At 29.7% G+C, this 25,314-nt stretch carries 20 protein-coding genes; 8 read left to right on the top strand and 12 right to left on the bottom strand.

Annotated elements, in window-relative coordinates:
* Positions 1-9: 9 nt before the first annotated feature.
* From IC219_RS06895 to IC219_RS06870, 6 genes are all read right to left on the bottom strand, one after another.
* A complete protein-coding gene (locus IC219_RS06895) occupies positions 10-702 on the bottom strand; it encodes a response regulator transcription factor (RefSeq protein WP_227831356.1) in 693 nt (230 codons plus the stop codon).
* A gap of 113 nt (positions 703-815) precedes the next feature.
* The gene (locus IC219_RS06890) at positions 816-1,583 is read right to left on the bottom strand and encodes a lantibiotic immunity ABC transporter MutG family permease subunit (RefSeq protein WP_227483069.1); all 768 of its coding nucleotides are present in this window, start codon (positions 1,581-1,583) and stop codon (positions 816-818) included.
* Entirely contained in the window at positions 1,580-2,350 is a 771-nt protein-coding gene (locus tag IC219_RS06885; RefSeq protein WP_227831357.1) for a lantibiotic immunity ABC transporter MutE/EpiE family permease subunit, read from the bottom strand. Before IC219_RS06885 ends, IC219_RS06890 begins: the two co-directional genes overlap by 4 nt.
* 1 nt (position 2,351) lies before the next feature.
* Positions 2,352-3,050, bottom strand: a complete 699-nt coding sequence (locus tag IC219_RS06880; RefSeq protein WP_227433574.1) for a lantibiotic protection ABC transporter ATP-binding protein — start codon at positions 3,048-3,050, stop codon at positions 2,352-2,354.
* Positions 3,051-3,453: 403 nt separating this feature from the next.
* The gene (locus IC219_RS06875) at positions 3,454-3,990 is read right to left on the bottom strand and encodes an IbrB-like domain-containing protein (RefSeq protein WP_227433575.1); all 537 of its coding nucleotides are present in this window, start codon (positions 3,988-3,990) and stop codon (positions 3,454-3,456) included.
* A complete protein-coding gene (locus IC219_RS06870) occupies positions 3,987-5,321 on the bottom strand; it encodes a phosphoadenosine phosphosulfate reductase (protein ID WP_227433576.1) in 1,335 nt (444 codons plus the stop codon). Before IC219_RS06870 ends, IC219_RS06875 begins: the two co-directional genes overlap by 4 nt.
* Positions 5,322-6,282: 961 nt before the next feature.
* On the opposite strand from IC219_RS06870, the gene IC219_RS06865 reads away from it, so the two are divergent.
* The 3 genes from IC219_RS06865 to IC219_RS21980 all read left to right on the top strand — a co-directional run bounded on the left by IC219_RS06865 (position 6,283) and on the right by IC219_RS21980 (position 7,084).
* Complete coding sequence (locus IC219_RS06865) at positions 6,283-6,618, top strand: hypothetical protein (RefSeq protein WP_227831358.1); 336 nt, start codon at positions 6,283-6,285, stop codon at positions 6,616-6,618.
* Between the two features lie 152 nt (positions 6,619-6,770).
* A complete protein-coding gene (locus IC219_RS06860) occupies positions 6,771-7,004 on the top strand; it encodes a hypothetical protein (protein ID WP_413926928.1) in 234 nt (77 codons plus the stop codon).
* The gene (locus tag IC219_RS21980; protein WP_227835506.1) at positions 6,974-7,084 is read left to right on the top strand and encodes an FMN-binding protein; all 111 of its coding nucleotides are present in this window, start codon (positions 6,974-6,976) and stop codon (positions 7,082-7,084) included. The genes IC219_RS06860 and IC219_RS21980 overlap by 31 nt, the downstream gene beginning before the upstream one ends.
* A gap of 129 nt (positions 7,085-7,213) precedes the next feature.
* Here the strand turns inward: IC219_RS21980 and IC219_RS06855 are convergent, their stop codons facing one another.
* On the bottom strand, positions 7,214-7,375 hold the full coding sequence (locus IC219_RS06855) for a type I toxin-antitoxin system toxin (protein WP_227433577.1): 162 nt from the start codon (positions 7,373-7,375) through the stop codon (positions 7,214-7,216).
* Positions 7,376-8,120: 745 nt separating this feature from the next.
* On the opposite strand from IC219_RS06855, the gene IC219_RS06850 reads away from it, so the two are divergent.
* Both IC219_RS06850 and IC219_RS06845 read left to right on the top strand, forming a co-directional pair.
* Positions 8,121-8,519, top strand: coding sequence for a DUF6110 family protein (locus tag IC219_RS06850; protein ID WP_227433578.1), 399 nt, complete (start codon positions 8,121-8,123; stop codon positions 8,517-8,519).
* A gap of 64 nt (positions 8,520-8,583) precedes the next feature.
* Positions 8,584-10,683, top strand: a complete 2,100-nt coding sequence (locus IC219_RS06845; RefSeq protein WP_227433579.1) for a heavy metal translocating P-type ATPase — start codon at positions 8,584-8,586, stop codon at positions 10,681-10,683.
* Positions 10,684-10,850: 167 nt separating this feature from the next.
* Here IC219_RS06845 and IC219_RS06840 read toward each other — a convergent pair whose 3' ends face one another.
* The 4 genes from IC219_RS06840 to IC219_RS06825 form a co-directional block, all read right to left on the bottom strand.
* A complete protein-coding gene (locus IC219_RS06840) occupies positions 10,851-16,055 on the bottom strand; it encodes a GTPase (RefSeq protein WP_227831359.1) in 5,205 nt (1,734 codons plus the stop codon).
* 14 nt (positions 16,056-16,069) lie between these two features.
* Complete coding sequence (locus IC219_RS06835) at positions 16,070-18,571, bottom strand: ATP-binding protein (RefSeq protein WP_227483076.1); 2,502 nt, start codon at positions 18,569-18,571, stop codon at positions 16,070-16,072.
* Positions 18,572-19,201: 630 nt separating this feature from the next.
* Entirely contained in the window at positions 19,202-20,437 is a 1,236-nt protein-coding gene (locus IC219_RS06830; RefSeq protein WP_227831360.1) for an MFS transporter, read from the bottom strand.
* Positions 20,438-20,739: 302 nt separating this feature from the next.
* On the bottom strand, positions 20,740-21,207 hold the full coding sequence (locus IC219_RS06825; RefSeq protein ID WP_227433583.1) for a MarR family transcriptional regulator: 468 nt from the start codon (positions 21,205-21,207) through the stop codon (positions 20,740-20,742).
* Between the two features lie 608 nt (positions 21,208-21,815).
* Between IC219_RS06825 and IC219_RS21645 the strand changes: the two genes are divergently transcribed.
* On the top strand, positions 21,816-21,941 hold the full coding sequence (locus IC219_RS21645; protein WP_255606096.1) for a hypothetical protein: 126 nt from the start codon (positions 21,816-21,818) through the stop codon (positions 21,939-21,941).
* Between the two features lie 489 nt (positions 21,942-22,430).
* On the opposite strand, the gene IC219_RS06820 is transcribed toward IC219_RS21645, so the two are convergent.
* The gene (locus IC219_RS06820; RefSeq protein WP_227433587.1) at positions 22,431-23,891 is read right to left on the bottom strand and encodes an NADP-dependent glyceraldehyde-3-phosphate dehydrogenase; all 1,461 of its coding nucleotides are present in this window, start codon (positions 23,889-23,891) and stop codon (positions 22,431-22,433) included.
* Positions 23,892-24,366: 475 nt separating this feature from the next.
* On the opposite strand from IC219_RS06820, the gene IC219_RS21975 reads away from it, so the two are divergent.
* Positions 24,367-24,522, top strand: a complete 156-nt coding sequence (locus tag IC219_RS21975; RefSeq protein WP_227433666.1) for a 4Fe-4S binding protein — start codon at positions 24,367-24,369, stop codon at positions 24,520-24,522.
* A 196-nt stretch (positions 24,523-24,718) separates the two neighbouring features.
* Positions 24,719-25,297: a TetR/AcrR family transcriptional regulator gene (locus IC219_RS06810; protein WP_227831361.1), complete on the top strand. Its 579-nt coding sequence runs from the start codon at positions 24,719-24,721 to the stop codon at positions 25,295-25,297.
* Positions 25,298-25,314: the final 17 nt, after the last annotated feature.

The raw sequence follows: 25,314 nt of genomic DNA, 5'->3' as shown, positions 1-25,314 counted from the left end.
TCTCCTTCTCTAAAATTTGTTCCATTTATACCCAATCCCCCAAACAGTAGAAATATATTCAATTTTAGGTGTTACCACAGAAAATTTAGCACGAATCTTCTTAACACGCTCAACAACTGTTGAATCTTCACCTTCTGAATCATATCCCCAGACTTTTTCATAGATTTGTTCTCTAGAAAAAACCTGTCCTGCATGCAATGCAAGTAATTCTACAATATCATATTCTCTCTTTGTCAAGTGAACATCCTTGCCATCAATTTTGACTGCACGCTCTTGTATATCTAAACATAGTTTTCCAAAATACATTTTTGGACGTTTATTTTCCATATTGATATATTGTGACCTCTTTTCACGGCGTAGATTAGCTTCAATACGTGCCATCAATTCTCGTAACCCAAAAGGTTTCACTATATAGTCATCTCCACCAAGAGTTAATCCCTTTATTTTATCTGTTTCTGATTGCTTTGCACTTAGAAAAATGATAGGGCACACTACATCATCTCGTATGGTACTACAAACTTCAAAGCCATCAGCCCCAGGCATCATAATATCAAGTATAATAAGGTCTGGCTGTTTCTTTGCTAATTCAATTCCATCATTTCCATTATATGCGATAAGTACTTCATGCCCTTTTGACTTCAGTTTTTTTTCTAATAAGGTCACCAATTCTCTTTCATCATCAACAATCAATATTTTGCTCAATTTTAATTATCCTCCAATACTTATGCATTATTAACAAGCCTGTATTGTGACCTGCTCATATATTATCTGATAATTTTTCTCATTGGTCAAGTTTATAAAAATGTCCATAGTCATTACTCATTGCATGCTCTACCTTCCCATCTGTTAAACCATATAATTCCACCAACTAGAAAAATGATAAGTCCAATTCCTGTTAAATTAAGTGCATTTATTAGCTGTGACTCTGCTCCTGAAGAAATTGCAGTTGATAAGGTAGTCTGAAAATAAATAGATGGAAACATTGACATCTTTACTGGCCAAGCCCAAGGAACAAACACCCAGATTTTACCCCCAAGACTTGTTCCTCCAATCAAAGCAGCCATTAAAATACCACCCATGCTTATTCCTATGGATGCTCCCATCCCCCATAAAAAACTGACCCACAAGTGAATAGATAGAATTGGAAGTGTCCCTATTACTGCAAGTAAGGATGCCATCATAAATAGAGAAATGCTACCTCCATCAGGTATTATAATATTCATTCCGACACATATTATAAGTGATGAAATAAAAGTGCTGACTGCCATACAAAAAATCAATATAAAAAATTTTCCTAAGTATAACTTAATTCGGGAGACTCCTGTATTTAAAAAACCATTGAACTCTCCAGCAAGTTCCTCCTCATGTATAATAAAGCTTGATAGAAGACTTATTCCTACTGGAATGATAATTGCTGTCCATACTATAAAATAACCTTCAAAAACAAATTTATATGTAACTTCAGACCTAATTGCCAGATAAGCAACAACACAAAGTGCAATGACTACAGGCATAAAGAATGTAAGCCAACGAATTGCTGTACGTTTTGTTTTTAGCCACTCTGATGATAATACTCCTATCATTTTATTTCCCTCCTATTAAACCAAATACCTGTAATTACTGTAATTCCAACAAATATAACCACGGATACGATAATCCCAACAGGAATCACAGATGAATCTAAAAGTGGATTTCCAGTCTCCAAAATAGCTCCATTTGGATGCACACCAGCAATAGGACACATCAGCCTCATAGCCCAACTCCACGGTACTGCAAACCATAAAGATTTTATTGCTGTAAGAACACCTATCATCATACCTACAAGTGCAATTCCCATACTTAAAAATGTTCCTTTCCATGTAGCTGCCCACAGCTGAATAGGGATAAGTGAAAGAGAAACAAGCCAACAAACAAAACCTCCAGCAATAATCTTACCAAATGGGATTGCTCCTTCTGATAAAAACAAACCAGTCATAATTGTTGAAACTATCAAAACTAGTGTTGAAAGCAGAGTGTAAACTGCCATAGCCATAACCTTATCAGTCCAAAGAATCATAGGTGAAACATTATATGCACGCAAAGTGCGATAATTCCCAGCTTTTCTTTCCTGACTAGCTACCAAAGTAGCAAACAATCCCATACCAAGAGGTAAAAATACAAATGGCCACGAATTAAAAACCAAGGCTAGAAGGCTGTCCCATGACCAAGAGCTACTTTGAGATAATGGGTTTTTCATGATTGTTGATTGTGTTATCCCTGCATATAATGCAAAGAATATTGGAATAAAAACAATCAATTTCCCCATAAATGTTCTTTTGTATTTTAAAAGTTCAGATTTAAGTCCATTCATTTTACTTTCCTCCTTTTAAGATTACATCAGAGAAGAATTCCTCTAGATTTTCATTTGGGTCTGGTATACCTTGAAATAATAGCCTTCCTCCACTAATAATTCCTATTTTATCAACTACCTGAGCAACCTCTGATAATATATGACTTGAGAGAATTACTGTAATTCCCTTTTCAGGAAAAGATGCAATCAACTCACGTAGTTCTTGAATTCCAAATGGGTCAAGCCCGTTGGTTGGTTCATCTAAAATCAATAGTTCTGGATTATTCAAAAGTGCAATAGCGATTCCAAGTCGTTGTTTCATTCCCATAGAAAATTGTGAGGCTTTCTTTTTTCCAGTATTTTTTAAATCAACTGTGTCTAATACTTCATGAATTTTTTCATGTGGAATGCCTAGAAGTCTTGTGTGAACTAGTAGATTTTCCTCTGCTGTAAGGTTTCCATATAAAGCAGGTGATTCGATTAAAGAACCGATTTTTGTAAGAGATTCTCGTTGCCAAGGCTTTCCATTAAAAAAAATATGTCCTCCTGTTGGATGAAGAAGTCCAACAATCATTTTAAGTGTTGTTGACTTACCTGCACCATTTGGTCCAAGAAGTCCATATATACTATTACGTTCAATTTGAAGTGAAATATGGTTGGCTGCCATCTGCTCTCCATATCTTTTTGATAAATTTTTTGTTTCAAGAATTAAGTCTTTCATGTCTATTCATCCTTTCTTGTAATAATCTAAATTCATTTTCTATAAGAAGATTAACATGAAAAAATAACAATTTTATAACACTTATAATTTTTTTATTAAAATATACTATTTATTCATAAATGAAAAAAGTTAATCAGTACTAACAAAGAAAAAGAGCAGGATATCCTCCTACTCTTTTTTCTTTGTTAATATTATGTAATTTATATCTTACACTACTCTATTCTCAATACTTGTATTTATTCAAAAGCTTTAAACTCAAGTATATTTTCTTTAATATACTGCTTCATATTTCTTTAATATACTGCCTCATATTTCTTTAAAACACTTCTTCATAGTTCTTTAAAACACTGCTCCAAAAAGGTTAATAGTATTTCTATAGTGTTTATACTAAAAACATATCTTTTTAATTATCTTGTTTAGTATCAGAATCAAAAGGAATCCATGCACGTCCAAACTCTTTATCTTTAAATAAATAGGATAATCCAGTTATTTGCTTTAATCTAAGAATCTCCTCAATATCCATCCCTAAGTGCTTTGATATCCATTTATCAGATTTTCCAATATCACAAAGTTCCTTTATAATATTGCTCATTAAATCCACATTATGTGAACCTCTTGCACGATTGTGACGAATAGTACTTGCCATTCTCTCATCAAGTGATTTATCAATTACTGAAACAGGAAGTACTCCACCTTCTCTATCATATATATCCTTATTTTCAAGCATTATTCGATATCTATGAAAACCATCTACAATAACATATTTGTCATTTTCTGGATTATAATAACAGACAATCGGCATTGTATATCCATCTTCTTTTATACTTTTATACAGCAACTGCATTTCTGGTGGAGCTACTGCATTTGGATTATAGTCGTTAGATTCTATCTTTTCAATTGGGACAGCGATGATTTCATATACAGGACTTTTATACTTCATAGCATCTTAACTCCTATCTTAGAAAATTTTTCATACTTTTTCTTAATGTATTCTGTTTTCATTCTTTGCTCTTTTGTAGGACCAAATCCCATAAACTTACACATATGGTCATTTTTTAAAATACAATAACACATTCTTTTCCAACTTGGTATATCTTTAGTAAATTTAATATCATCTGTGTCATCAGGTATATCTCCTAAGAATACGACTCTACTTTTTTTATCTTTTGTATGATTAGAAATTCCATTTATTTCTATATTATACCCTTTTCTTATCAACTCACATATAGCGATTTCTGGCAAACCACCACCCTTTTTATGCCAAAAGTCGATAGATGTTGAAAATTTTTTAATATAATTATTTCTTATATCTTCAGGTAGTGTATCAAGCAGAAAATAAGTGAAACTTTTCCATGTATGTCCTTCTGGCAACTTTACACTACGATACCCCATAGCTTTTGTTTTTCCATAAATAGAAGTAAAATTAGCCCCTTGTACTCTAGCAACCAATTTCACCCATACTTCTGGGTCCAATATCTTATATAAGTTTAAACTCTCTTTTGCTGAATCATTGAAAGGAGATGCTACTCTCATTTTTCTTGGAGGCAATCCAGCTTTATAGAACAAATCATAGATTTTATTGTACTCATAGTCGAATTTATAATTGGCTACCCAAACATCTTCTAGTCCCCAGTCATATAAAGGAGATGCTGTCCATACATTTTTAAACTCCTTTGTTATCCAACACTTTCCTTTATATCCATGCTGTTTATTCACAATAGCACAATAACGTTGTAAGGATTCTGAAGCTCTTGTTCCAAGTAAACAAGCAACTTTTGCACCCTTATGCTTGTTTCTCATCCACCTACCAAATTGCTTTGCCAAACTTTCCTGCTTCATCTTATACTTATAGTAGGTAAAAAGATTATTTTCTTGATTTATTACGTATTCTTTGTCTGGCATTTTTCTTACCCATAATTCTTCTTTCTCATCATCCCATGGATACCAAAACATTTCATGATTACCTACAGCTGTTCTCGTAGCCATTGGCAGACATACCCAATATGGTTCAATATCTTCAAGATTGTCTTCAAACATTTTTTCAACATATTCTGTTGTCATACTATATTGAGCCTCAAAATCTTGATGAAATACTCCTATTTTGGATTTTATATTATATTTTCTTTTATAATCCAAAACTAAATTCAATAATAGACCACTATCTTTTCCTCCACTGAAAGATACATAGATATAATCAAATTCACTGAAAACATAAGAAAGTCTGTCTTGAAAAGCTTCAAATACACTGGATTCCAAATATCTTTTATCCATTTGTAATCTCCCCTTTCAAATAGAAGTTCATGAAAGCTTATAACATAATATTATATATGCACTTTTAGTAGTAATCAGCATAAATTATGAATCCTCTAAGTGCATAAATCCAAAAAAATAAATATAATTATAATATAAATCAATTTTTCTATTATAAACTATATTTTACCATTATTTTACATAATTTTCCAACAGCATAATTATCATTATTTCTTCAGTATTTAGCTCAATATTTTGTATTTTACATATGTTTTAAAATCAAACTCTTATTTTTCAAGTTCATGACTTTTTAAGTTATAAATTTCTTTTATATATTTCTTAGGTAAATTTTAAAAATGTCTTTTCTTTTTTTATTGTTTTATAAGAAAAATAATATAAACATATATAATATTTAAAATAATATAGACATGTATAATGTTTAAATATACTATTAACTTATAAGATAGTAATTTTATACATCAATAATTTTTATAAAAATCAACTATTTTTAGTTAAATTGGGTAATAAAAAATAAAAGGATGGTGATTTGATTGAAACTTAATAAAGGTGTCAAATTTACAATAGGATTGCTTATTGATATAGGAATCAGCTTAGTTTTAGGTCTTAACCCCCTATTAACAACTTTATTTGCTCTACTATATATAACACTTTATATTCCAGATATTTGTAATATCATAAAAAAATAAATATTCATCTGAAATAGACTATATAGAAAAAGCGCCCTACTTAAAAGACTATTCTAGCTTAAATTCAATTGATTTTTATGTAGTACCACATTTCCAAAATTGAGAATTTGGAAAAGCTGTAGAAAAAATAGTAAATGCGTATTCTAAAACTTTAGAATTAAAAGCTATTAATGATAATCAAGCAATATTAATTGAAAACGACAGTGTTAGAATTTTAAAATAATTTAATATAAATAGCACCAGAAAATGATAAACACTACATTGTCATATCTCTGGTGTTTTTCTATGCAATAAGTTTTAAAATAGCCCTCGATGAAATCAACATTGACTTTGAAAATACAGACTACCCACCTGGGGAAAAAGAAACCTTCCGTGTTGGTGAAGAAATCAATGAGAAAATAAAACAGTTACTAAAGGCTGGTATCTTATCAGGTGAGCTTAGAGAAGATATTGAAATTATGCCTACTATATTTTCACTGTTGGGAATGTTATCTGGCATTATACAGACAGCACCAAATAAAGAAGCTTATATCAAACAAGAAGTAAAACTTTCTAAACAGGAATTTCTTAAACACGGATTTGATATGCTTTATCGCTCTATTCCCAAATAGATAAGATAAATCTACAAATATACAACTATACAATTTCTTATAATAGACATTATTACTTTATATATTTGAATATATCTGAAATTAAATTAAAACAAAAGATATTCAAAACAATTACCAAATACTCTAACTAAAAGAATTGAGAGATATTAGAAATGAAAGTAAGCAAGAAAAAAATCATTTATTGTATTATCGTTATAGTTTTGCTGATAGGACTTGCATACCTTGGAACCTATGTTGGAGAATGTAATATAAATATCATATCTGCTAAAGTAGAAGTCACTGTAAAGAGTGGTAAAATTTCAAACATTAATCTTTTGGAACATAAAAATGAACGAGGAAAAAAACAGAAAAAGTTATTGATAAAGTACTTAACAAGCAAAAAGTAGATGTAGATGCTGTATCAGGTGCAACAAATTCAAGTAAAGTTATAAAAAAAGCAATCGAAAATGCACTCATAAAAGGATAACTATACTTAACAAATTTCTATAAGAGTAAAAATATTGTTTTTGAATATCTGTACCAATTTGTGGTATAATAAAAGCAAGAAGAACTACAATCTATTTCGTCGTAGAGTGAAGTTCATAATTAAATGAAGCTATTTGAACTTATGGAACTTGATTTTAAAATCAAATTCCCAGCCACTTTTACTCTTGCCACGAGTTGAGTGGCTTTTTACTTTCGTAAATACTTTACAAATTAAGTAAAATATTAAACTAGCAACAACGCCAGCTATTACATTAAGTAAAAAGTTATTCATACTTCCCACCTCCTTTCATTAGGAAGTAGGTTTTATCCTAGTATGAACTCCACTCTTAAATTATAGGTTACATCTTCTTGCTATAAATATTATAACATATACTTTCCCATATTTTACCTGTGTTTTTATTCTAATAACTCCATTTTCTTTTCAGCATCATATCTACCTACTATCATCAAATATTGTTTAAAAATTAGATTTAATATAATAAAATCAACTATAAACAAGAATAAGTTTGTTTCTCTAAGCAATGTAATGCTTATAGGAATGTGTTACAAATAAAACTCTCAATAATTGAGCCTTGAGTAGTGATAAAATAATATTTTTCATAAAATAAGCCGATTAATTGATATAAATTATCATTTTCTGTTGAAAGTTACATTCATGCGTGCTATACTTAATTGCATAAATGGTAATAAATGTCATATGATTTTACAATTCTATTAATAACAATTATTATTAACTTTTTAATTTTCGAAATAAATATCAAGAATTTTCTAAAATACATGATAATTCTTTAAAATATAAGAGAATTATTAAAATGTAAAAGAATTATATAGACTATATAAAAAACACATAAAACTATACAAAAATATATAGGATTATACAAAAGCGTATAGGACTCTCGAAACATAATAGAACTATATAATACTACTTTTGTAAAATCGCGCTCTATTTTTAACATTTATTACTTTATACATAAGATATATAAATAAAATTTAACTTAATGAAAGGATATGATAAAATGAATATTTTAAAAATGAAAAAAACAGGGATATTTTTAGGAGGAGTACTTTTAGGTACTGTAGGTGTCAAAATACTTTCAAGTGATTGTGTAAAAAAGTCTTGTACTAAAGCAACTGCTGGAGCGTTGAAAGTTAAGGATTCTGTTCTTGAAACAACTACTAAAATCCAAGAAAATATGGAAGATATTTTAGCTGAGGCAAAAGAAATCAATGAACTAGAAGAATTATCTTCATCTAAAACAAAAAATGTACAGGAAGATACTAAAGTTGTACAAGAAACTATTAAAGATGAAAATGTACAAACTGTAGAAAAAAATACTGATTCTGATAGCATTAAATGTGAAGACATCAAGGAAAATACTACTGTAGAAAAAAATAGTACTTGCACAGCAGAATAAATTTAACGATTATTATGGTTAATAATATCAGGTGTTATGATTAATAGTATCAGGAGGAAGTAAATTGAATCTTTATATAAAGCATGAAATCAGAGGTCGTATACGTTTTGATTTACAACTTGGTAAATTGAATAACAAACAGGCAGATACTCTACTATATTATTTGACTTCTATAAATGGTGTTACCAAAGCAAAGGTTTATGATAGAACTGGTGACGCTGTTATTTATTACACAGGTGAAAGAGACTATATAATAAAAGAAATCACTAAGTTCAGTTTCAACAATAGCGAAATAGAAAAACTAGTCCCTGAACACACTGGTAGAGAGTTAAATAATTACTACAGAGATAAATTAGTAAATAAGCTATTTATAAAGAGTGTATCTAAGATATTTTTCCCAAAATATTTAAGATTTTTTTTTATAGGACTTCACTCTATAAAATATTTCAAAAAAGGTATATCTTCTTTACTAAATAAAAAGATAGAAATTTCTGTTTTGGATGCAACTGCAATAGGTATCTCCATTTTTAGGAAAGACATAAATACAGCTGGGTCAGTGATGTTTCTTCTTGGTATAGGCGAATTACTAGAAGAATGGACTAGAAAAAAATCTATAGATGATTTAGCTCAAAGCATGTCATTAAATATTGAAAAAGTATGGTTAAAAAAGGATGATAATGAAATTTTAGTCCCAATTTCAGAAATAAAAGAAAACGATTTAGTTAGTGTAAATATGGGAAATATGATTCCATTAGATGGAATTATTGAATCTGGTGAAGCAATGATTAATCAGGCCTCTCTTACAGGTGAATCTCTTGCAGTTAATAAAAAAGAAGGCTCTTACATCTATGCTGGAACTGTAATAGAACAAGGTAATATTGTAATGTGTGTCAAAGAAAAAGCTGGTACTACAAGATTTCAAAAAATTGTAACTATGATTGAAGAATCTGAGAAACTTAAGTCTTCTGTAGAAGGAAAATTTGAACATCTAGCAGATACCTTGGTTCCATATAGTTTTTTAGGAACGCTATTTACTTATGCAGTTACTAGAAATCCTATAAAAGCACTTTCTATTTTGATGGTAGATTTTTCTTGTGCGTTAAAGCTATCTATTCCTATTTCTGTATTATCAGCTATGAGAGAATGTAACAATTATAATATTGCCGTAAAAGGTGGGAAATTCCTTGAAAATGTTGCCTATGCAGATACTATTGTATTTGATAAAACAGGCACATTGACAAAAGCTCAACCAACAGTTGCAGATATAATTACCTTCCAAGATTATAATAAAAAAGATATGTTAAGACTAGCTGCTTGTCTAGAGGAACATTTCCCACATTCTATAGCTAATGCAGTAGTTCATGAAGCTGAAAAACAAGGTCTCAGTCATAAGGAAATGCATACAGAAGTAGAATATATTATTGCACATGGTATTTCAACAAAAGTCGATAATAAAAAGGTTATAATAGGTAGTAAACACTTCGTATTTGAAGATGAAAAATGTATTATACCAGATGGCGAGGAGTATAAATATAATAATCTTTCAGACGAATATTCTCACCTATTTATGGCAATATCAGGAAAATTATCAGCTGTTATTTGTATTAATGACCCTTTACGAAAAGAAGCTAAAGATGTAATTTCAAACTTAAGAGAATATGGACTCAAAAAAATTGTAATGATGACTGGTGATAGTGAAAAAACAGCTAGGTCTATAGCTAGTAAAATTGGAGTGGATGAGTATTATTCAGAAGTTCTACCAGAAGACAAAGCCAATTTTATTAAAGATGAAAAACTAAAAGGTCGTAAAGTTATTATGATTGGAGATGGAATCAATGATTCCCCTGCTATATCTGAGTCAGATGTTGGAATTGCAATGAGTGAAGGTGCTGAAATAGCAAGAGAAATTTCAGATATTACTATATCAGCAGATAATTTGAATAATTTAATTACTTTAAAACAGATTAGCAATAAACTTATGAAAAGAATTGGTTTAAGTTCTAAGTTTATTATTGCTTTCAACTTAGGTTTGATTTTTCTTGGTGTAGGTGGATTTATTAGACCAAGTACATCCGCGTTTTTGCATAATGCTTCTACTGTTGGAATAAGTTTAAACAGTATGACAAATTTATTAGATAAACCTAATACTTATAACTACAATTAACCCTCCTTGTATAACACATTTATACATAAAAAATTTATAATTCATATTAAAAAAAGCACTTTTAAACAATTAAACAGTAATATTTAAAAGTGCTTTTTTGACTAAATTTCCATAATATTTCTACTTAACTACTAAAAACACCCTTCCTTAAACCTCACTTAAAACCGCTATATTTCAATTAATCTCTGTTCATAGCATTTTAGTTCATTTTGTTTTAGATAGTTAAATTCAGACTCTACATAGATACCACAACCAATAAACTCAACTGTCAGATTTGGTATATTCTCTTTCAGTATACTCATCTGCTCATATATAATTTTTTCCCACAAATCAGCCTGTAATATAGAGAAATACTTCATAATTTCTCCATTGTTATCCATATCCTTTTTAATTTCAGACCAGTTTTTTAACAAAACGCCTCTTTTATCAATGTATCCAAGTTTTTTAAAGCTCTCTATGCTCTGATTCCATGCATCTTTGCTACTCTTCTCAAAATATGACTCTAGCTTTTTATTCTGCTCACTTGTCAATAGGTCATAAGAAAGCTTCTTATTAAAATGTGCTTTCAAAGAAAGCTTAGCCATAGAATATGGGCTTCTACCAGAGTTTAATCCCGCATTTTTAAACTTTTCTATTCCTTTATCTTCTATTGAAGACCATATAGAGTTTACTGAATCTGAATCATCATCTTTTTTATATTTAACATCCAAGCCATGTGTAATATCGATATAATTTTGTGGAAATACATATTGATAGTGCATATCTTTGTTATCATCATATAGAGAAAAATATCCTTTATCATATAAATGCATATGTACATTTATTTTTAAACTATCATCTAAAATATTTCGTCTAAGATTAGGTATATTTGCATAAATAGTCACATATTTCATTGCATCATAGTTTTGATTTAGTGGAATTTCAAAGCTAATTTCTTCTCCTGTCAAAAGCTTTTTCACTTCTTCTTCATTACAATCATATAAAGAAAATGTATTTTCAAATCCCACACGTGATTTTCCTGCTAAACTTCCTGCTAATGGTATTTTCAAAATATGATTATCTGTCTTTTGCCATTGATAAGTATCTTGAACTAAAAACTCTTTAATTTGTCTATTTTGTTCCTTTGCCTGCTTTAACACCTCATCTTCATTTTCTGTTATCCCTACATGACATCTATTTAAGATATTTACTATATTGCTTCCAAATGGAAATGTCCATAATTGAAAAGCTGCTGCCTCCAATTGGCACAAATATCTAATCTGATTCAATTCAATTTGATGAATAAGCTTTTTCTGATACTCATTCATCTGGTTACCACTGTCTGACATTTGATAAATCAGTTCTCCCATTGCAAGATTATCTTTTTTCTTGTCAATCTTATCAGTAATAATAATCTGAGCATCCATCATATCCTGTACTTTTTTGAAAATCCCAGAAATATCCTCTGAATTTTCCATTTTCAAGATTTCAAACTTCTTAATTAGTTCAGTTAGGACATCTTTCATTTTTAGTCTGCTTATTTCATTTTCAAAAATATCCTGATTTTTAACTGTAGTATCAAATCCGTCTACAAATGGTATAATAGATTCTTTCAATGTTTTATTTTTGAACTCTTCCATCTGAATATTTAAATTATCTAGTTTTTTAATATTATCCTCTTTTGACTTAATCGCATCTTTAACTACTTTTATTTTATCTTCAAAGCTAGCTTTTACATTTAGACAATTATTAACACTACTAATTGCTGTATTAATAAAAGAACAACTTGCACTACCAATGCTTAATACATTTTTAATAGTTGCTGTTTTTTGCTGTCTTTCAATAGATGCTTTACACTTCTCTAGTGCAACCAATTTATCTTTTTGTTGTTTATTACTATAATTTGCTTCCAACATACCCATTTCTTTTTTCTGAATGCTTGTGTATATTTTTTCATATTCGCCTTCATCCAAGCCATTTTTTGCTACTGCAATGTCATTTTCTTTCCCTTGGTAGTCATTATTATCTAAGGACTTAGTCATAATCTCTTTAATTTTATTAAAATTTTCTCTCTTTCCATCATCAACACCGACTAGTTTATTTGTCATTGCTCCTAAAGCATTCTTTCTATCTTCATTTAACTGAGTTCCAAGGACAAAACTCATACCTTCAGAATCTATTTTGAAATCTGAAAAATTAACCATTCTGTTAGTCCATTGATACTCTTCTTCCTTAGCTGAAAGATTTTCTTTTAAAGATTTTGCACTATCAAAAGCTCCTAAGCACGCTTGACCAATACCACTTAATGATGATAGTAAACTCAATGCACTCTGTATTCCAGAAAGAATTAGTTGTATTTTCATCTGTTCTTGAAGTTTTTCCTTCTTTTCTTCTAGTTTCTTTATATCTTCTTTTTCATCTTCTTTTATCTTTAGAATTTCTTGAATCAAAAGATTCATTTTTGCTCCAACAGAAAGCATTTTATTTTCAAGTTCTTTTTTCAAAACTTCTATCTGTTGATTTCCTGAGTTAATTTGAGTTAGAACACTTTCCTTATAGGTATTGAAATATGATTCTTTTAATTCATCTTTCTTTCCTTGTTCCAATTCTTTTAAAGTCTTCTCTAGATAATCTGTCAGAGTTCGAATATCTGTAACACGATTTCCTCCAATTTCATCTTCCTCTATCATCTGCATGTAAAATGCTGCCTTCTGTTCTAATGCAAATAAAATCATACTCCATTCACTAAAACTCTGATTTTCTTTTACAAAAGCTTCTATTCTATTAGACTGCATCAATTTATTTATAAGGTAGTCATAAATCTCTTTTGCTTCTTGGTAAAACGCTTTCTTAATATGCATATCATCTAAAGAAATTACTTCTTTATTTTTCTTATCAAATTTATAATACTTCTGAAGAATTTCTCTATTTAACTGCATTTCCACTTTCTCAACTGCATTAAAAATCTCATAAATATGCGAAATTTCTAAAATATCAGCTTCTAAAATTCCTACTGCACATAAAAGTTTAAGATTTCTATATCCTTTACTTCCAGAAAAACCAAATCTTTCAAAGAATTGATAGAAAAATGTATCCATTGATAGAGAATACTCTTGCTTTAACAATTCGTTTTCTACTAATGACTTTCCAGGATTTCCTTCTTTTCCCTGTGCTCCATCTAGACCTGAGTCTGCAAGCTTTTTAATTGTCCAGTCCTTGTGTTTTGTATAAAGATCATCTAATGCCTTTCCATCATCTGCTGTTTCCTCACTATCTGAACCACGCCCTATCACATATCTATCAAAATAGTAATAGTTTCTGTCACTATCATCTATTGGAACAGAAATTCCTATATATCTTATTGTTTCTTCAAAAATTCCTCGGATTCCTCCAATACCTCCAGCTCCACCTTTTCCTCCAGAACCGCCTTTTCCCGCTAAGCCATGTCTTCCGTCTATTTGACTTATAAAACTTTTTAGTACTGTTGCTTGTCCAAGGAGATAAATCTGTCCAGCCTTACTTCCAAGACCAGCATTTCCACCATCTCCACCTATTCCTCCAGTATCTCCTTGTTTTCCTTTTTCTGCTTCTACTATATAGTATTTTGTACCTTTTTCCTTATTAAACTCTTTTTTCTCTGGCTTAGAACCTAGTTTTGCATTTGCTCCAGCTATTCCGGATGCTCCTGTTTCTCCTACTTTTCCACCTTGGCCGTTTCCACCTTGTCCACCATCAGCATAAAGCTTAAGTTCGCCTTCTTTTTGTATATGTTTAAAAGATATTAAAATATCGCCTGAAGTTCCTGCATTATTTCCAGCTCTTCCATTCATTCCGTTATAAATAGAACTTTCTCCATCTAATTTTTTTGCATCATTTCCAGAAACATTAATTGAATAAGAACCTTTTGGTATACATAATTTTTCAACTAATAGAACTATATTTTTACCTGAGAAAACATCCTTCTTCATATCACAATCTATTTTTAGCTCACACTCTCCATACATATATATAGATGATAATTCATTAAGTTTATAGCCAGATATTATTTTAGTTAAATCTGATAAATTCACTTTAGGTACAGGAATATATATAGAAAGCACTTTGTCTTTTTCATATGATTTTATATATGTACAATTTTGGATTTTTTCTCTTCTGTATTCTGCATCTAGAAGCTTCTCAGCTTCTTCTTCTTCCAATTCCTTCTCTGCTATCCAGTATTTAATACATTTTAATGTATCTTCTAGTGTTGTATTTAATAATGACTTTAATAATTCACTTAGACCAACAATATTAGTTTCTTTACAGTAACTATTTAGCTCTAAAACAAGGCGTATTTTTTCTAATATGTTTACTTTTTGCACTCCATCACCATAGAAAAGCCCTTGTACAAACTCCATAAGTTCTTCAATACTATTTGTTTTACATAAACTCTGATACATTTGTTCCAACTGAGATTTTTTTTCTTTTAGATTTTCTATAGAAGATAAAATGGAAATAGAATCTTCTAACGCCTTTTTTACACTTTCTATATAAGGAGCTAGAAGTTTTTCTAGTTCTTTATATGTTGTGTCAACAGCTTTTTGTATCTCTATTTTACAAGAAGCAGTAAGCATTAATCCCATATCAGTTTTCTTGAAAGTAGTTGGAAGTTTTTCTAATTCTCTCAATAGATTTTCTGGCTTTGTGTCTAGTGGATTACACAATTCTATAGAAACATTATCTGCTAGTACCACATTTAACAGATATACCAGTTCCTTATAACCTTCATAATATTTTTCTTGGCTATCTAGGTCTTCTTTTACTTTTTTCAGTATATTTCTAACTTTCTCTTTTGTCACGTTACCACTAAGTGGCTTAGGTATTTTATTGATAATAAAGAAAAAATTTTCCTTATACTGTGTATATTCATTAAACATATCTTTTAAGTTTTTAGCTGTATCAATTAACAGTGTATGTCTAGAGTCCAGTAAAGACTGGTAGTCTAAAATGACTACTATACCTTTTACTTTTAAAGATGCAGATATAGTTTCTCTTACAAGCATTGCTCCTGCAATCATATACTCTGCTCCACGATTATCAAAAAATCCAGGACAATCGCATAAAGAAAATGCTTTATTTTCAATATCTACAACTTCTGGGCATAAAGTCTTAGAATATACACCATTACCAATATCAACTGCTGAATCTTTAGCTGTGATGTACACTTGTCCAGTTTCCGCATCTGTTTTTTCTTCCATATCACAACCTTTTAAATAGTTGATACAAGTGCTTTTTCCAACCCCTGAAGCACCCAGGAATAACAAAATCGATTTTTCTTTTAAATTGTATCTTTTCAGTTCATTCCTTCCATTTTCCAAAAGATTTATGATTCCATTATACAATTCATTTGACATATATCCATCCCTTTCTATACTTCAGCACAATAGTTTTGATATTTTTCTTTAACAAAGCTTTCTTCAACTTTTAAAACTGCTGTTGATTTTTTATAATTTGGATTATTATATCCTCCAGATTCTCCTCTATCTCCATAATCAGCATACTCTCTTGATGGACCTTCTTTTCCTTTTTCCCAACTTCCACCTTCAAGAGTTATACGATAACTAGTAATACTAGTTAGTTTATAATCCCAACTTTTAAAATATCCTGTATAGTATACAGTAGAATCTATAGCACTTGGAGAGAATGAAAGTGTATTATAACCATGATGACCACCTTTTCCTCCACTTCCACCAAATCCTGGTCTTCCATCTGGACCTCTTTCTCCATCTCTTACTGTTATATCACAGCAACTGATTAACTTATCTCTCTTTTTATCTGAATCTGCCAAGAAGTAAATATTTCCTTTACTTCCTCCATTTCCACCTCTTCCAGCATTTCCTCCTTTCTCTCCTTTTCCTCCTTTTGCACCACTTGTTCCTTCTGCAAAATAACCTTTAAACATTTGTCCATAGAAATAACTTGTATATCCTGCATCACTTCCATTTCTACCTGTGCTTCCAGCCACACCATCTTTACCATCTGTTCCTCTTGAACCATTTCCTCCATTTGCTATTAGTGTAAGGCGATAGTTTCTAATTTCTTCTTTAATGTACAAATAAATATTTCCTGCATCTCTACCATCTTCACCATTGATTCCATATATAGAATTATCTATAAAATTTCCACTCTTTCCACTTACATTAATCTTAGAATTACTACTTACATCAAGATTCTCACAAGAAATAATGATATTTTTTTCTGATGCAAAATCCATTCCAAGATTAGTATCCATATAGATAGTGTCTTTAGCTGAAAACATAATTGTAGAGACATCATCTCCCACGTTTCTATTTCTAAAAGCTTCTAAAACACTGCTAATTACCAAGTTTTTAATTAATGCTTTAACTTCTATGACCGTCTTTTCTTTAAGTATAAATGATTTTATTATAAATGGATTTAAAATATATTTACTTACAAGATTTCTAATTATTTCATTTCCTTTTTCTCCATATGCATTTAATCTTGTTATATTTGCTTCTAATTCTTCACTATTTCTATCTATAAGATTCTTTAAAATAGGCTCAAAATCACGTTTACTATATATGTAGTCTGTTTTATTTGCAACTTCCATCAATTTATCTCTATTTGATAATGTCCATACCTGTTTTTGTACCTCATAAGAAACTAAAATCTCTTCTATTTTCTTTCTTATAATAATAAATTTTTGTTCCATTATACTTTTACTTGTTTTTTCTATAATAGATTCCATATATACAGAAGATAGTGAAATTTCAGCATTTCCATGGTCTGTATATTTATTTAAATCTTTAATTATATCTAAGTTTCTTCTTATCTCATTTTGTAATTTTATACATGTGTCTTCCAAGAATAATCCACTTTCTCCTGACAATAAATTGATAAATTTCTCTAAAGTAATACTTTCTGCATTAACTGAACTTTCTAACCAGTTTTTAAATATGTCTACTACTCTTTCATATTTTGACATTTCTTGAATCATTGTTACTCTTTCAACCTTCTTAATAAAGTCTTCTGTATATTCTTTGACATAAACTTCTAGTCTAGATACTATACTACTTTGAATATCTTTTATTAATGTATCTAAAACTAATCTTGCATCTGCACTGATTGGATATTGGAATGCTGATGTTTTATCTTTTACTTCTTCTAATTTTATTACTTCTTTTAATAATCCTTCTCTTTGCTCTGCTTCAAGTGGTTTACAAAGATGAATATTTTTTCCTTCTCCTTTTAGCAATTCTTCAAATAACCAAGCTTTATCTTTTATATTATTTTCTGGACTTTCACACAATTGTTCGTATTTTTTTCTAATCACATTATATATTTGTTTTTCTGTTCTTCCTAAAAAGCTTTTAGAAATAAAGAAAGTAATACTTCCTCTAAAATTCTCTTTATGAAGACACATATTTAATTGTTGAAATAAATCAAGTACTTTTGTAAGTCTAGCCTCTAATATATCTGCTTCTGGTATTAGTACAACTACTCCACATATAGATGCAGAATTTCTAAACACCTCTCCTAACGAAACTGCTGCACTAATGTCATGTGCTACTCCTCTGTTATCACTAAATCCTGCAGTATCACATAATTTTGCATCCATTCCTTCTACTTCTCTTCTCATATCTACAATATTTGGATACAAAGTTTGTGAAACAGCTCCTGAACCAATTTCTGCAACAGGGTCTACACATTCAATATAGGAGATACCAGTATCTTCATCTTCTACTTCCTTCATTTCACATCCTGCAAGATAATTAATTGCTGTACTTTTCCCACAACCTGTGCCTCCAAGAATCAAAATTAGATTCTTATTTATAGCTTTATCTATTGCTACTTTTCCTTCATCTAGTAGGATTTTGATTTCTTCTAAAAGCTTATTTTTTTCTCCCATGTATTTTCTCCCTTTTTTATAAAATTTTTTAATATTAAAATAACTGTGCTTGTAAAATAAAGCCTTTACTAACACAGTTATTTTATTTTATATATCTAATTATATTTTTTATTTTATATATCTAATTACATGTTCTACTTTTTTCTTCACAAAGAAGAGCTTTGAAAATCATAATTTCTGCTAAATAATCCTTAGGAGCCTTTGTAATTGCAGTAGCATTACAAATAAATTTTAAATTTGTACCTGCTACAACTTAAGTAGCAACGATAAGTGTTTCATAATCAACATCTTTTAACATTTCTACAGCTTAATTGAATATTTCTACTTCTTATTTTTCTACTTCTTATTTTTTTACTGGTCTAAATTTTGACCATCCTCCACAATAAATATTCATATAACAAACCTACTTATATGCTTAAATTTATTTATATAATAGTACGAATTTTCTAAATATTCAACACAAACTGTGTAACTAGTCGATAAAAGTGCATAACTGGACACATAGTCATCATAAAAAACTTTTAAAGTCAAATTTATCTAATTAAAAATAATATAATACAAAAAAACAGTCAATCTATTAAAATCAACTGCTCCATAAAGTGAATTTTTACTTATTATATTTTACAAAGTTTACACATTTACATGTGTCCCTTTATACAAAACTAATGTTGCCACTCCTATAAGTATCATGCCCATAAAAGCAGGTGTCGCATGACCAAGAAATACATAGATTTGACCTCCAATGATAGGTCCAATTATTCTTGCTAAAGATTGAATGGATTGACTACCACCTTGAATCCTCCCTTGCTCACTAGAATCGACAGACTTGGATAGCATCCCATTGAATGAAGGTCCAAAGATAGAATCGCCAAAACCAAATATAAACATTCCAACAATAAAAATAGGATAGAACGAAAACAAGGCTGATGCTGCAATAAAACTGTACCCTATAATCTCTGAAACCATTCCAAGAATTGCTATCTGTGCATCACTAAGTTTTCTCAAAAGCTTTGGCATTATAAAACCTTGTGAAATGATGTCTTGTATACCCATAATTGAAAATACAAGTCCAATTAGTGCGGGTTTCCAATTGAAAGTGTCTATTGTAAATTGTGAAAAAACTGACTGTAAAGACCCATTTGGTATCCAAAGTAAGAATGCTGATAAAAGTAGCCTTTTTAAGTTTTTTACAGAAAGTACATTTGCAAGCTGTATAAATGGATTTAGCCTTGCAAGTGTAATCGACTTTAATCTATTCTTCTTATCAAGGCTCTCAGGCATATACAGGAATCCATAAATAACATTAAGTAAAGTTATTATTGCTCCAAAATACATGGGTACAGAATAACCAAACTTAGCAAGTAACCCACCTACAGTTGGACCAATAACACAGCCTACACCTGAAAATGCACTCACCCATCCAAAGTATTTGCTTCTATGTTCTCTAGGAGTAATATCTGCAAAATATGCGAAGATAGTGCTTATGCTCCCACCTGTTACACCTTCTATTATACGTCCAACAAATAATACCCATAGAGCTCCTCCTATTCCAAAAACTAAGTACCCTATTGCAGAACCCAAAAGGCATAATAAGAGTAATGGACGACGTCCATATCGGTCGCTCAAAGCTCCAAGCCCAGGAGCTACAAAAAACACACAGATTGCATAAACAGAAGTTAGCATTGTAACAACTATAGCTTGTTCTTCTGGACTATTTGTATAAGGTTGCACTAAGAATGGAACGACAGGTGCTATGATAGTGAATCCGATTCCGCAAAGAAACGCAGATATAAGACCAAATATCAAAGCCTTTTTATCTACAATTTGTTCTGTATTCTGTTCATTGTTTGATTTAAATATAAACACTTAAATCCTCCTCTCAAAAATTATAATTTTGTTTCCTTTAGAAACATATTTCGTTTTTACTTTTTTACATCTTTACCTCTTTACTTTTTTCATTATTTTATTTCCCTAGTAGCATGTTCATCTTTTATCATTTCGCCTCATTTGGAGGTATATTCCTATATTCGTTTTTTGATTCCTCGGAAACATATTTATAGTATCATTTTTTTGTTTCCTTGTCAACAAAATAGATAACAATAAAAATACAGCCTATTCTCAATAGAGTTAGGCTGTATATGATTTCATTTTCATTATTCTGATTTATTCTACTTTAATATTATCCCCTGTTTTTTTATTTCTTCATCCAAATGTCGGTTATAATTTTCGACAAAGCTAATCATACTGTCAAATTGTTCATCAGTTACCTGCTCAAATACAACTTTATCACGTTCTTGAAACTCTTTATGAAGTTCCTCATGGATATTATAAACTGTTTTACCTTGCTCAGTAAGTCTAAAATAGATTTCTTTTTTATTATCAGGCTTCTGGTAACTTTCAATAACACCTTTTTTTATTAGCTTTTTAGTTACTTTACTTATGGCACCTCTAGTCATATAAAAGTATTCGGCCAGTTTTGTCACATTGCAGTCTACATTTCTTCCAATGTATTCAATGCAATGTACTTCAGAAGACTTATAACCCTTAAGACTCTCTTCCATCTTAAATTTATTAAGCCAAACAGTCTTATTTAGCAAATCTCTAAAACCCATCATGACCTGTTCTTCTTTATTCATGGTATATATCCTCCCACCCGTTAGTGCATTAACAATATTATATTAAACTTTTGTTTCTATTTCAACAATGTTAAAATAATTCTTTTAGGAATCGAACTATATAAAATAAAGAGATAGAATCATCTAATTTAGACCTACATTTAATTTTATACTCTGCACCATACTTAGATATTAAATTTTTCTTAAATTCATAACTTTAAGTTACTTTATTGAATAATAAAACTTATATGAAATACTTGCTGTTACAAGGATGCAACTCAACATTGACAAAAAACATAGTGAGATTAATAGTATGTAACCTGTATATTTGTTAAAATTTTAGAATAAAGATTGAGGAGGAAAATAAAATGGATATATCTACAATAAGAAATCATTATATTAAATTATTTATATGTATTTTTTTATTTTTCAGTGATATAGTTTTATTTTTTCCGATATACTACTTATATAGAATAAAATTCATTAAATTACCACTCTTAAATTAATCATCTAATCTTTTTATATAACTCTTATTCGAATCATAATAGCACAGATAAAAGCATTGAATTCTAGTTAGAATTTCAAGAATTTTCTAACTTTAATTAAATATATTTTTAGGTGGAAAACAAATGAAAAAAACTAAATCAAAGGTATTAAGTTTAACACTAGCAACTACTTTTTTCGTAGCAACAACAGCAAATTCATATGATATGTGTGCAAAATCTTCAGATATGGACATGGGTAAGAAGTCATAGCTTATGTATTGCAAAAACTGTGATTTAGAGTTTGACGATACTACGACTATATGCCCCAAGTGTAACCACACTCTAACATCTCATAGACAAAATTTATCACAGATATCTATGAAAAATAAAGTTGATGAATTCAAGCTAAATAAAAAAGTTAGAAATGGAAATATACTAACAAATATAATTATTTTGACATTAATAATTCATATAATACTTATTCTTTTCATGCAAATCCATATTGAAGATTATTATGATATTTATATTAAATATTGCCCTACTGCAATATCTGGATTAGTTTTAGTTCTTTCTCTAAAAAGAGGAGAAAAAAGGTTCACCCTAATTAGAGTGAACCTTTTTTATATCTATATAATTTATACAAAATCTATATCCTGATTAAAACTTCATTATTTTCTAGAGCTATATAAAGCTTTAAAAATCAAAATATAAAGTGGAAAAAATTAATTTCTCCACTCTATCCAATATTACTAGTATAATCTACAGACCCTTAACATTTACTACTACTGCCTTAGGTCTAGTCATAGCCTCAATTGAATACTTAACGCCTTGAGTTCCCATTCCAGATGCCTTTACCCCTAAAAATGGGAAGTGGTCTGGTCCCCTCTCAGTCTTATTATTTATTTGAACAGTACCAACCTCAAGCTTATCAGCTATATAAAAAGCCTTATCAATATCACTTGTAAATACTGATGATTGAAGCCCATACTCTGATTGATTAGCAATTTCAATTGCTTCATTTATATCTTTAATTCTTATAATTGGAAGTACTGGTCCAAAAGGTTCCTCCCAAGCAATTTTCATATCAACACTTACATTATCCAATAATGTTGGATAAAATAAATTATTTTTTCTAACATTACCTGTTATTAATTTAGCCCCTTTATGCAATGCATCATCCACTAATCCTTGAACAAAATCAGTTGATTTGTTATCTATAAGAGGTGTAATAACTACTTCATCCATTGGATTCCCAACTGTTAACTTCTCTACTAACGGTTTTATTTTTTCAACTAGCTTATCAGCCACACTATCTTGAACCAAAATTCTCTTTACTGCCGTACATCTTTGACCTGAATATGAGTAAGCTCCAGCTACTATGTTTTTAGCTGCAAAATCCAAGTCGGCATCTTCTAATACAATAGCAGCATCTTTTCCACCAAGTTCCAATAATAACGGAACCATTTTAGATATTTTAGATATATGTTGACCAACTTCAGTACTACCAGTGAAATTTATAAAGTTGATTCCCTTATGAGTTACAACATAATCTCCTATTTCACTACCTCTACCTGTAATTGTGTTGAGTACACCATCTGGTATACCAGCCTTTCTCATAATTTCTACTAAATGAAGTGCACTAATAGCTCCTTGTGTAGCAGGTTTTAGGACAACTGCATTTCCACCAATAAGTGCTGGTGCAATTTTTGACATTGATAAATTTACAGGATAATTAAATGGAGATATAGCTAAAACAGTACCCAACGGAACTCTTGAAACATAAGACATCTTATTACGTGTTCCACCAGGGAAATTGTCACCACTAATAGCCTCACCTTCCATATTCTTTCCTACATCTGCTGTGTATCTCAAAAAATCTGCTGTTCTTTCAACTTCTGCTCTTGCAGATTTTATATCTTTAGCTATTTCAAGTACCAATATATTAGCTATTTCATCCATATTTTCTAGCAATAAGTCAGCTGCTTTATGAAATATATTAGCCCTCTTGTATACAGGCATATCAGCCCATACCTTTATACTTTCTTTTGTATTTTTAATAGCTTCATCTACTTCATGCTTTGTCATAGATTGTACTTTTCCAACAAGTGAGTTATCTATTGGTGAGTAAATTTCTATTGGTTTTTTTGAATTGGATTCTACCCATTTCCCATTTATTAAATTTTTATATACATTTTCTTCGGTTTTAAGTTCATTAAACATATTTTTATTCCTCTCTCTGATATAACATTATGTATTTAAATTATAGCCATTTATTTGTTATGTAAACATTTCTTTTTCTCATAAACGTTTACCTTTAAAAAAAATTTTGTAATCCTTATTTTTTGTATTTTAAATACTGTTTTAATTAGAAGTAGCTTTGTAATTTAAATACCTATTTTTTAATATGTCTCTGTAGTTTAAGTACTTATTTTAATGTATTTTTATTTTAAATAATTCCTCATCATTTCATACTTAAGTTTCTTGCAAGATATAATTACACATATCATAATGTCAGCAATAATAGAACATATTATACAATTAAAAGAACATTATTTTGTTAATTATTGACCCTAATCTACCTATGTGATATAATTTAAACAGAACACTATTCTGTTTTAAAAAAGAAACATCACGAAAAGAAATAAAAAGCTATCCAAAATCCAATTTTTTAGTAAACACACTTTTTCATAAAATAATGGACCGTTATATAAAGAATTGTCCAGGCAATGATAAATATTTTACAGTTTGGGATGATTGTATTTCTTGCGGATTATGTGCTAAAGTATGTCCCTGTAAAACAATTAAATATGCCAGTTATCAAATGCACATACATAGAACCAATAACCTATAAGGGCATTCCTTATGGCTATTGGCTCTTTTCATATAACTGCCTCTACTATAATACTACTTGCAGATTGTAGCAAAAAACCGTTGTTTGTTAACAAAATCATACTTGACAAATTCATAAATGGACAATACTATATATGTATGACTAAAAAAATATTTTAAGTCATACATATACATGCTTATGGAAAGGATTGATAAATATGGCTAAAAGCTTTACAGAAGTTGAAAAAAACAATATAAGAGAAAGATTAATTTTAGAATGTGAAAACCACTGGTCTAAATATGGATATAAAAAAACTAATATTGATGAGCTTTGTTCAAAGGCAGGAATTGCAAAAGGCTCTTTCTACACATTTTTTGATTCAAAAGAAAAGTTATTTTTTGAAGTATTAAATGGAATTCAAAACAGACTTATATCATCACTATACGAAATCTTGAATAGTATGCCTACAAAAGAAGGATTTGTAGCATCTTTAAAGATGTTATATCGCTTATATGATAAAAATCCATTTTTATATGCTCCCAGAGATCATGATTTTATTGCTTTTTTAAACAAATTACCTAAAGACATGGTTTCAAAGCTTGAACATAACAATATACAAAGCTTCTATGATTTAATTGAAAAGTATGATTTTAAACTAAAAATAGATAAAGAAAAAGCCTTTGGTGTTTGTAATGCTCTATTATCAAGTCTACTGTTAAAAGAAGATATTGGATATAACTATTTTGAAGTATTCGATTTCATGATAGAGAATCTTGTAGATGACATATTTGAATAATATGATGTGCTAATTTT

Origin of the sequence: Clostridioides sp. ES-W-0018-02 (assembly GCF_020658175.1) — a bacterium.
Lineage (GTDB): Bacteria > Bacillota > Clostridia > Peptostreptococcales > Peptostreptococcaceae > Clostridioides.
The sequence above is the reverse complement of the archived record's forward strand: the minus strand, read 5'-3'. Positions and strand labels throughout refer to the sequence as shown.

Coding starts and splice junctions, on each gene's coding strand:
- IC219_RS06890 (WP_227483069.1), bottom strand. CDS start 1,583: ATGATAGGAGTATTATCATCAGAGTGGCTAAAAACAAAACGTACAGCA.
- IC219_RS06885 (WP_227831357.1), bottom strand. CDS start 2,350: ATGAATGGACTTAAATCTGAACTTTTAAAATACAAAAGAACATTTATG.
- IC219_RS06880 (WP_227433574.1), bottom strand. CDS start 3,050: ATGAAAGACTTAATTCTTGAAACAAAAAATTTATCAAAAAGATATGGA.
- IC219_RS06875 (WP_227433575.1), bottom strand. CDS start 3,990: ATGAAGTATAAAAGTCCTGTATATGAAATCATCGCTGTCCCAATTGAA.
- IC219_RS06870 (WP_227433576.1), bottom strand. CDS start 5,321: ATGGATAAAAGATATTTGGAATCCAGTGTATTTGAAGCTTTTCAAGAC.
- IC219_RS06860 (WP_413926928.1), top strand. CDS start 6,771: ATGAAAGTAAGCAAGAAAAAAATCATTTATTGTATTATCGTTATAGTT.
- IC219_RS06855 (WP_227433577.1), bottom strand. CDS start 7,375: ATGAATAACTTTTTACTTAATGTAATAGCTGGCGTTGTTGCTAGTTTA.
- IC219_RS06850 (WP_227433578.1), top strand. CDS start 8,121: ATGAATATTTTAAAAATGAAAAAAACAGGGATATTTTTAGGAGGAGTA.
- IC219_RS06840 (WP_227831359.1), bottom strand. CDS start 16,055: ATGTCAAATGAATTGTATAATGGAATCATAAATCTTTTGGAAAATGGA.
- IC219_RS06835 (WP_227483076.1), bottom strand. CDS start 18,571: ATGGGAGAAAAAAATAAGCTTTTAGAAGAAATCAAAATCCTACTAGAT.
- IC219_RS06825 (WP_227433583.1), bottom strand. CDS start 21,207: ATGAATAAAGAAGAACAGGTCATGATGGGTTTTAGAGATTTGCTAAAT.
- IC219_RS21645 (WP_255606096.1), top strand. CDS start 21,816: ATGAAAAAAACTAAATCAAAGGTATTAAGTTTAACACTAGCAACTACT.
- IC219_RS06820 (WP_227433587.1), bottom strand. CDS start 23,891: ATGTTTAATGAACTTAAAACCGAAGAAAATGTATATAAAAATTTAATA.
- IC219_RS21975 (WP_227433666.1), top strand. CDS start 24,367: ATGGACCGTTATATAAAGAATTGTCCAGGCAATGATAAATATTTTACA.
- IC219_RS06810 (WP_227831361.1), top strand. CDS start 24,719: ATGGCTAAAAGCTTTACAGAAGTTGAAAAAAACAATATAAGAGAAAGA.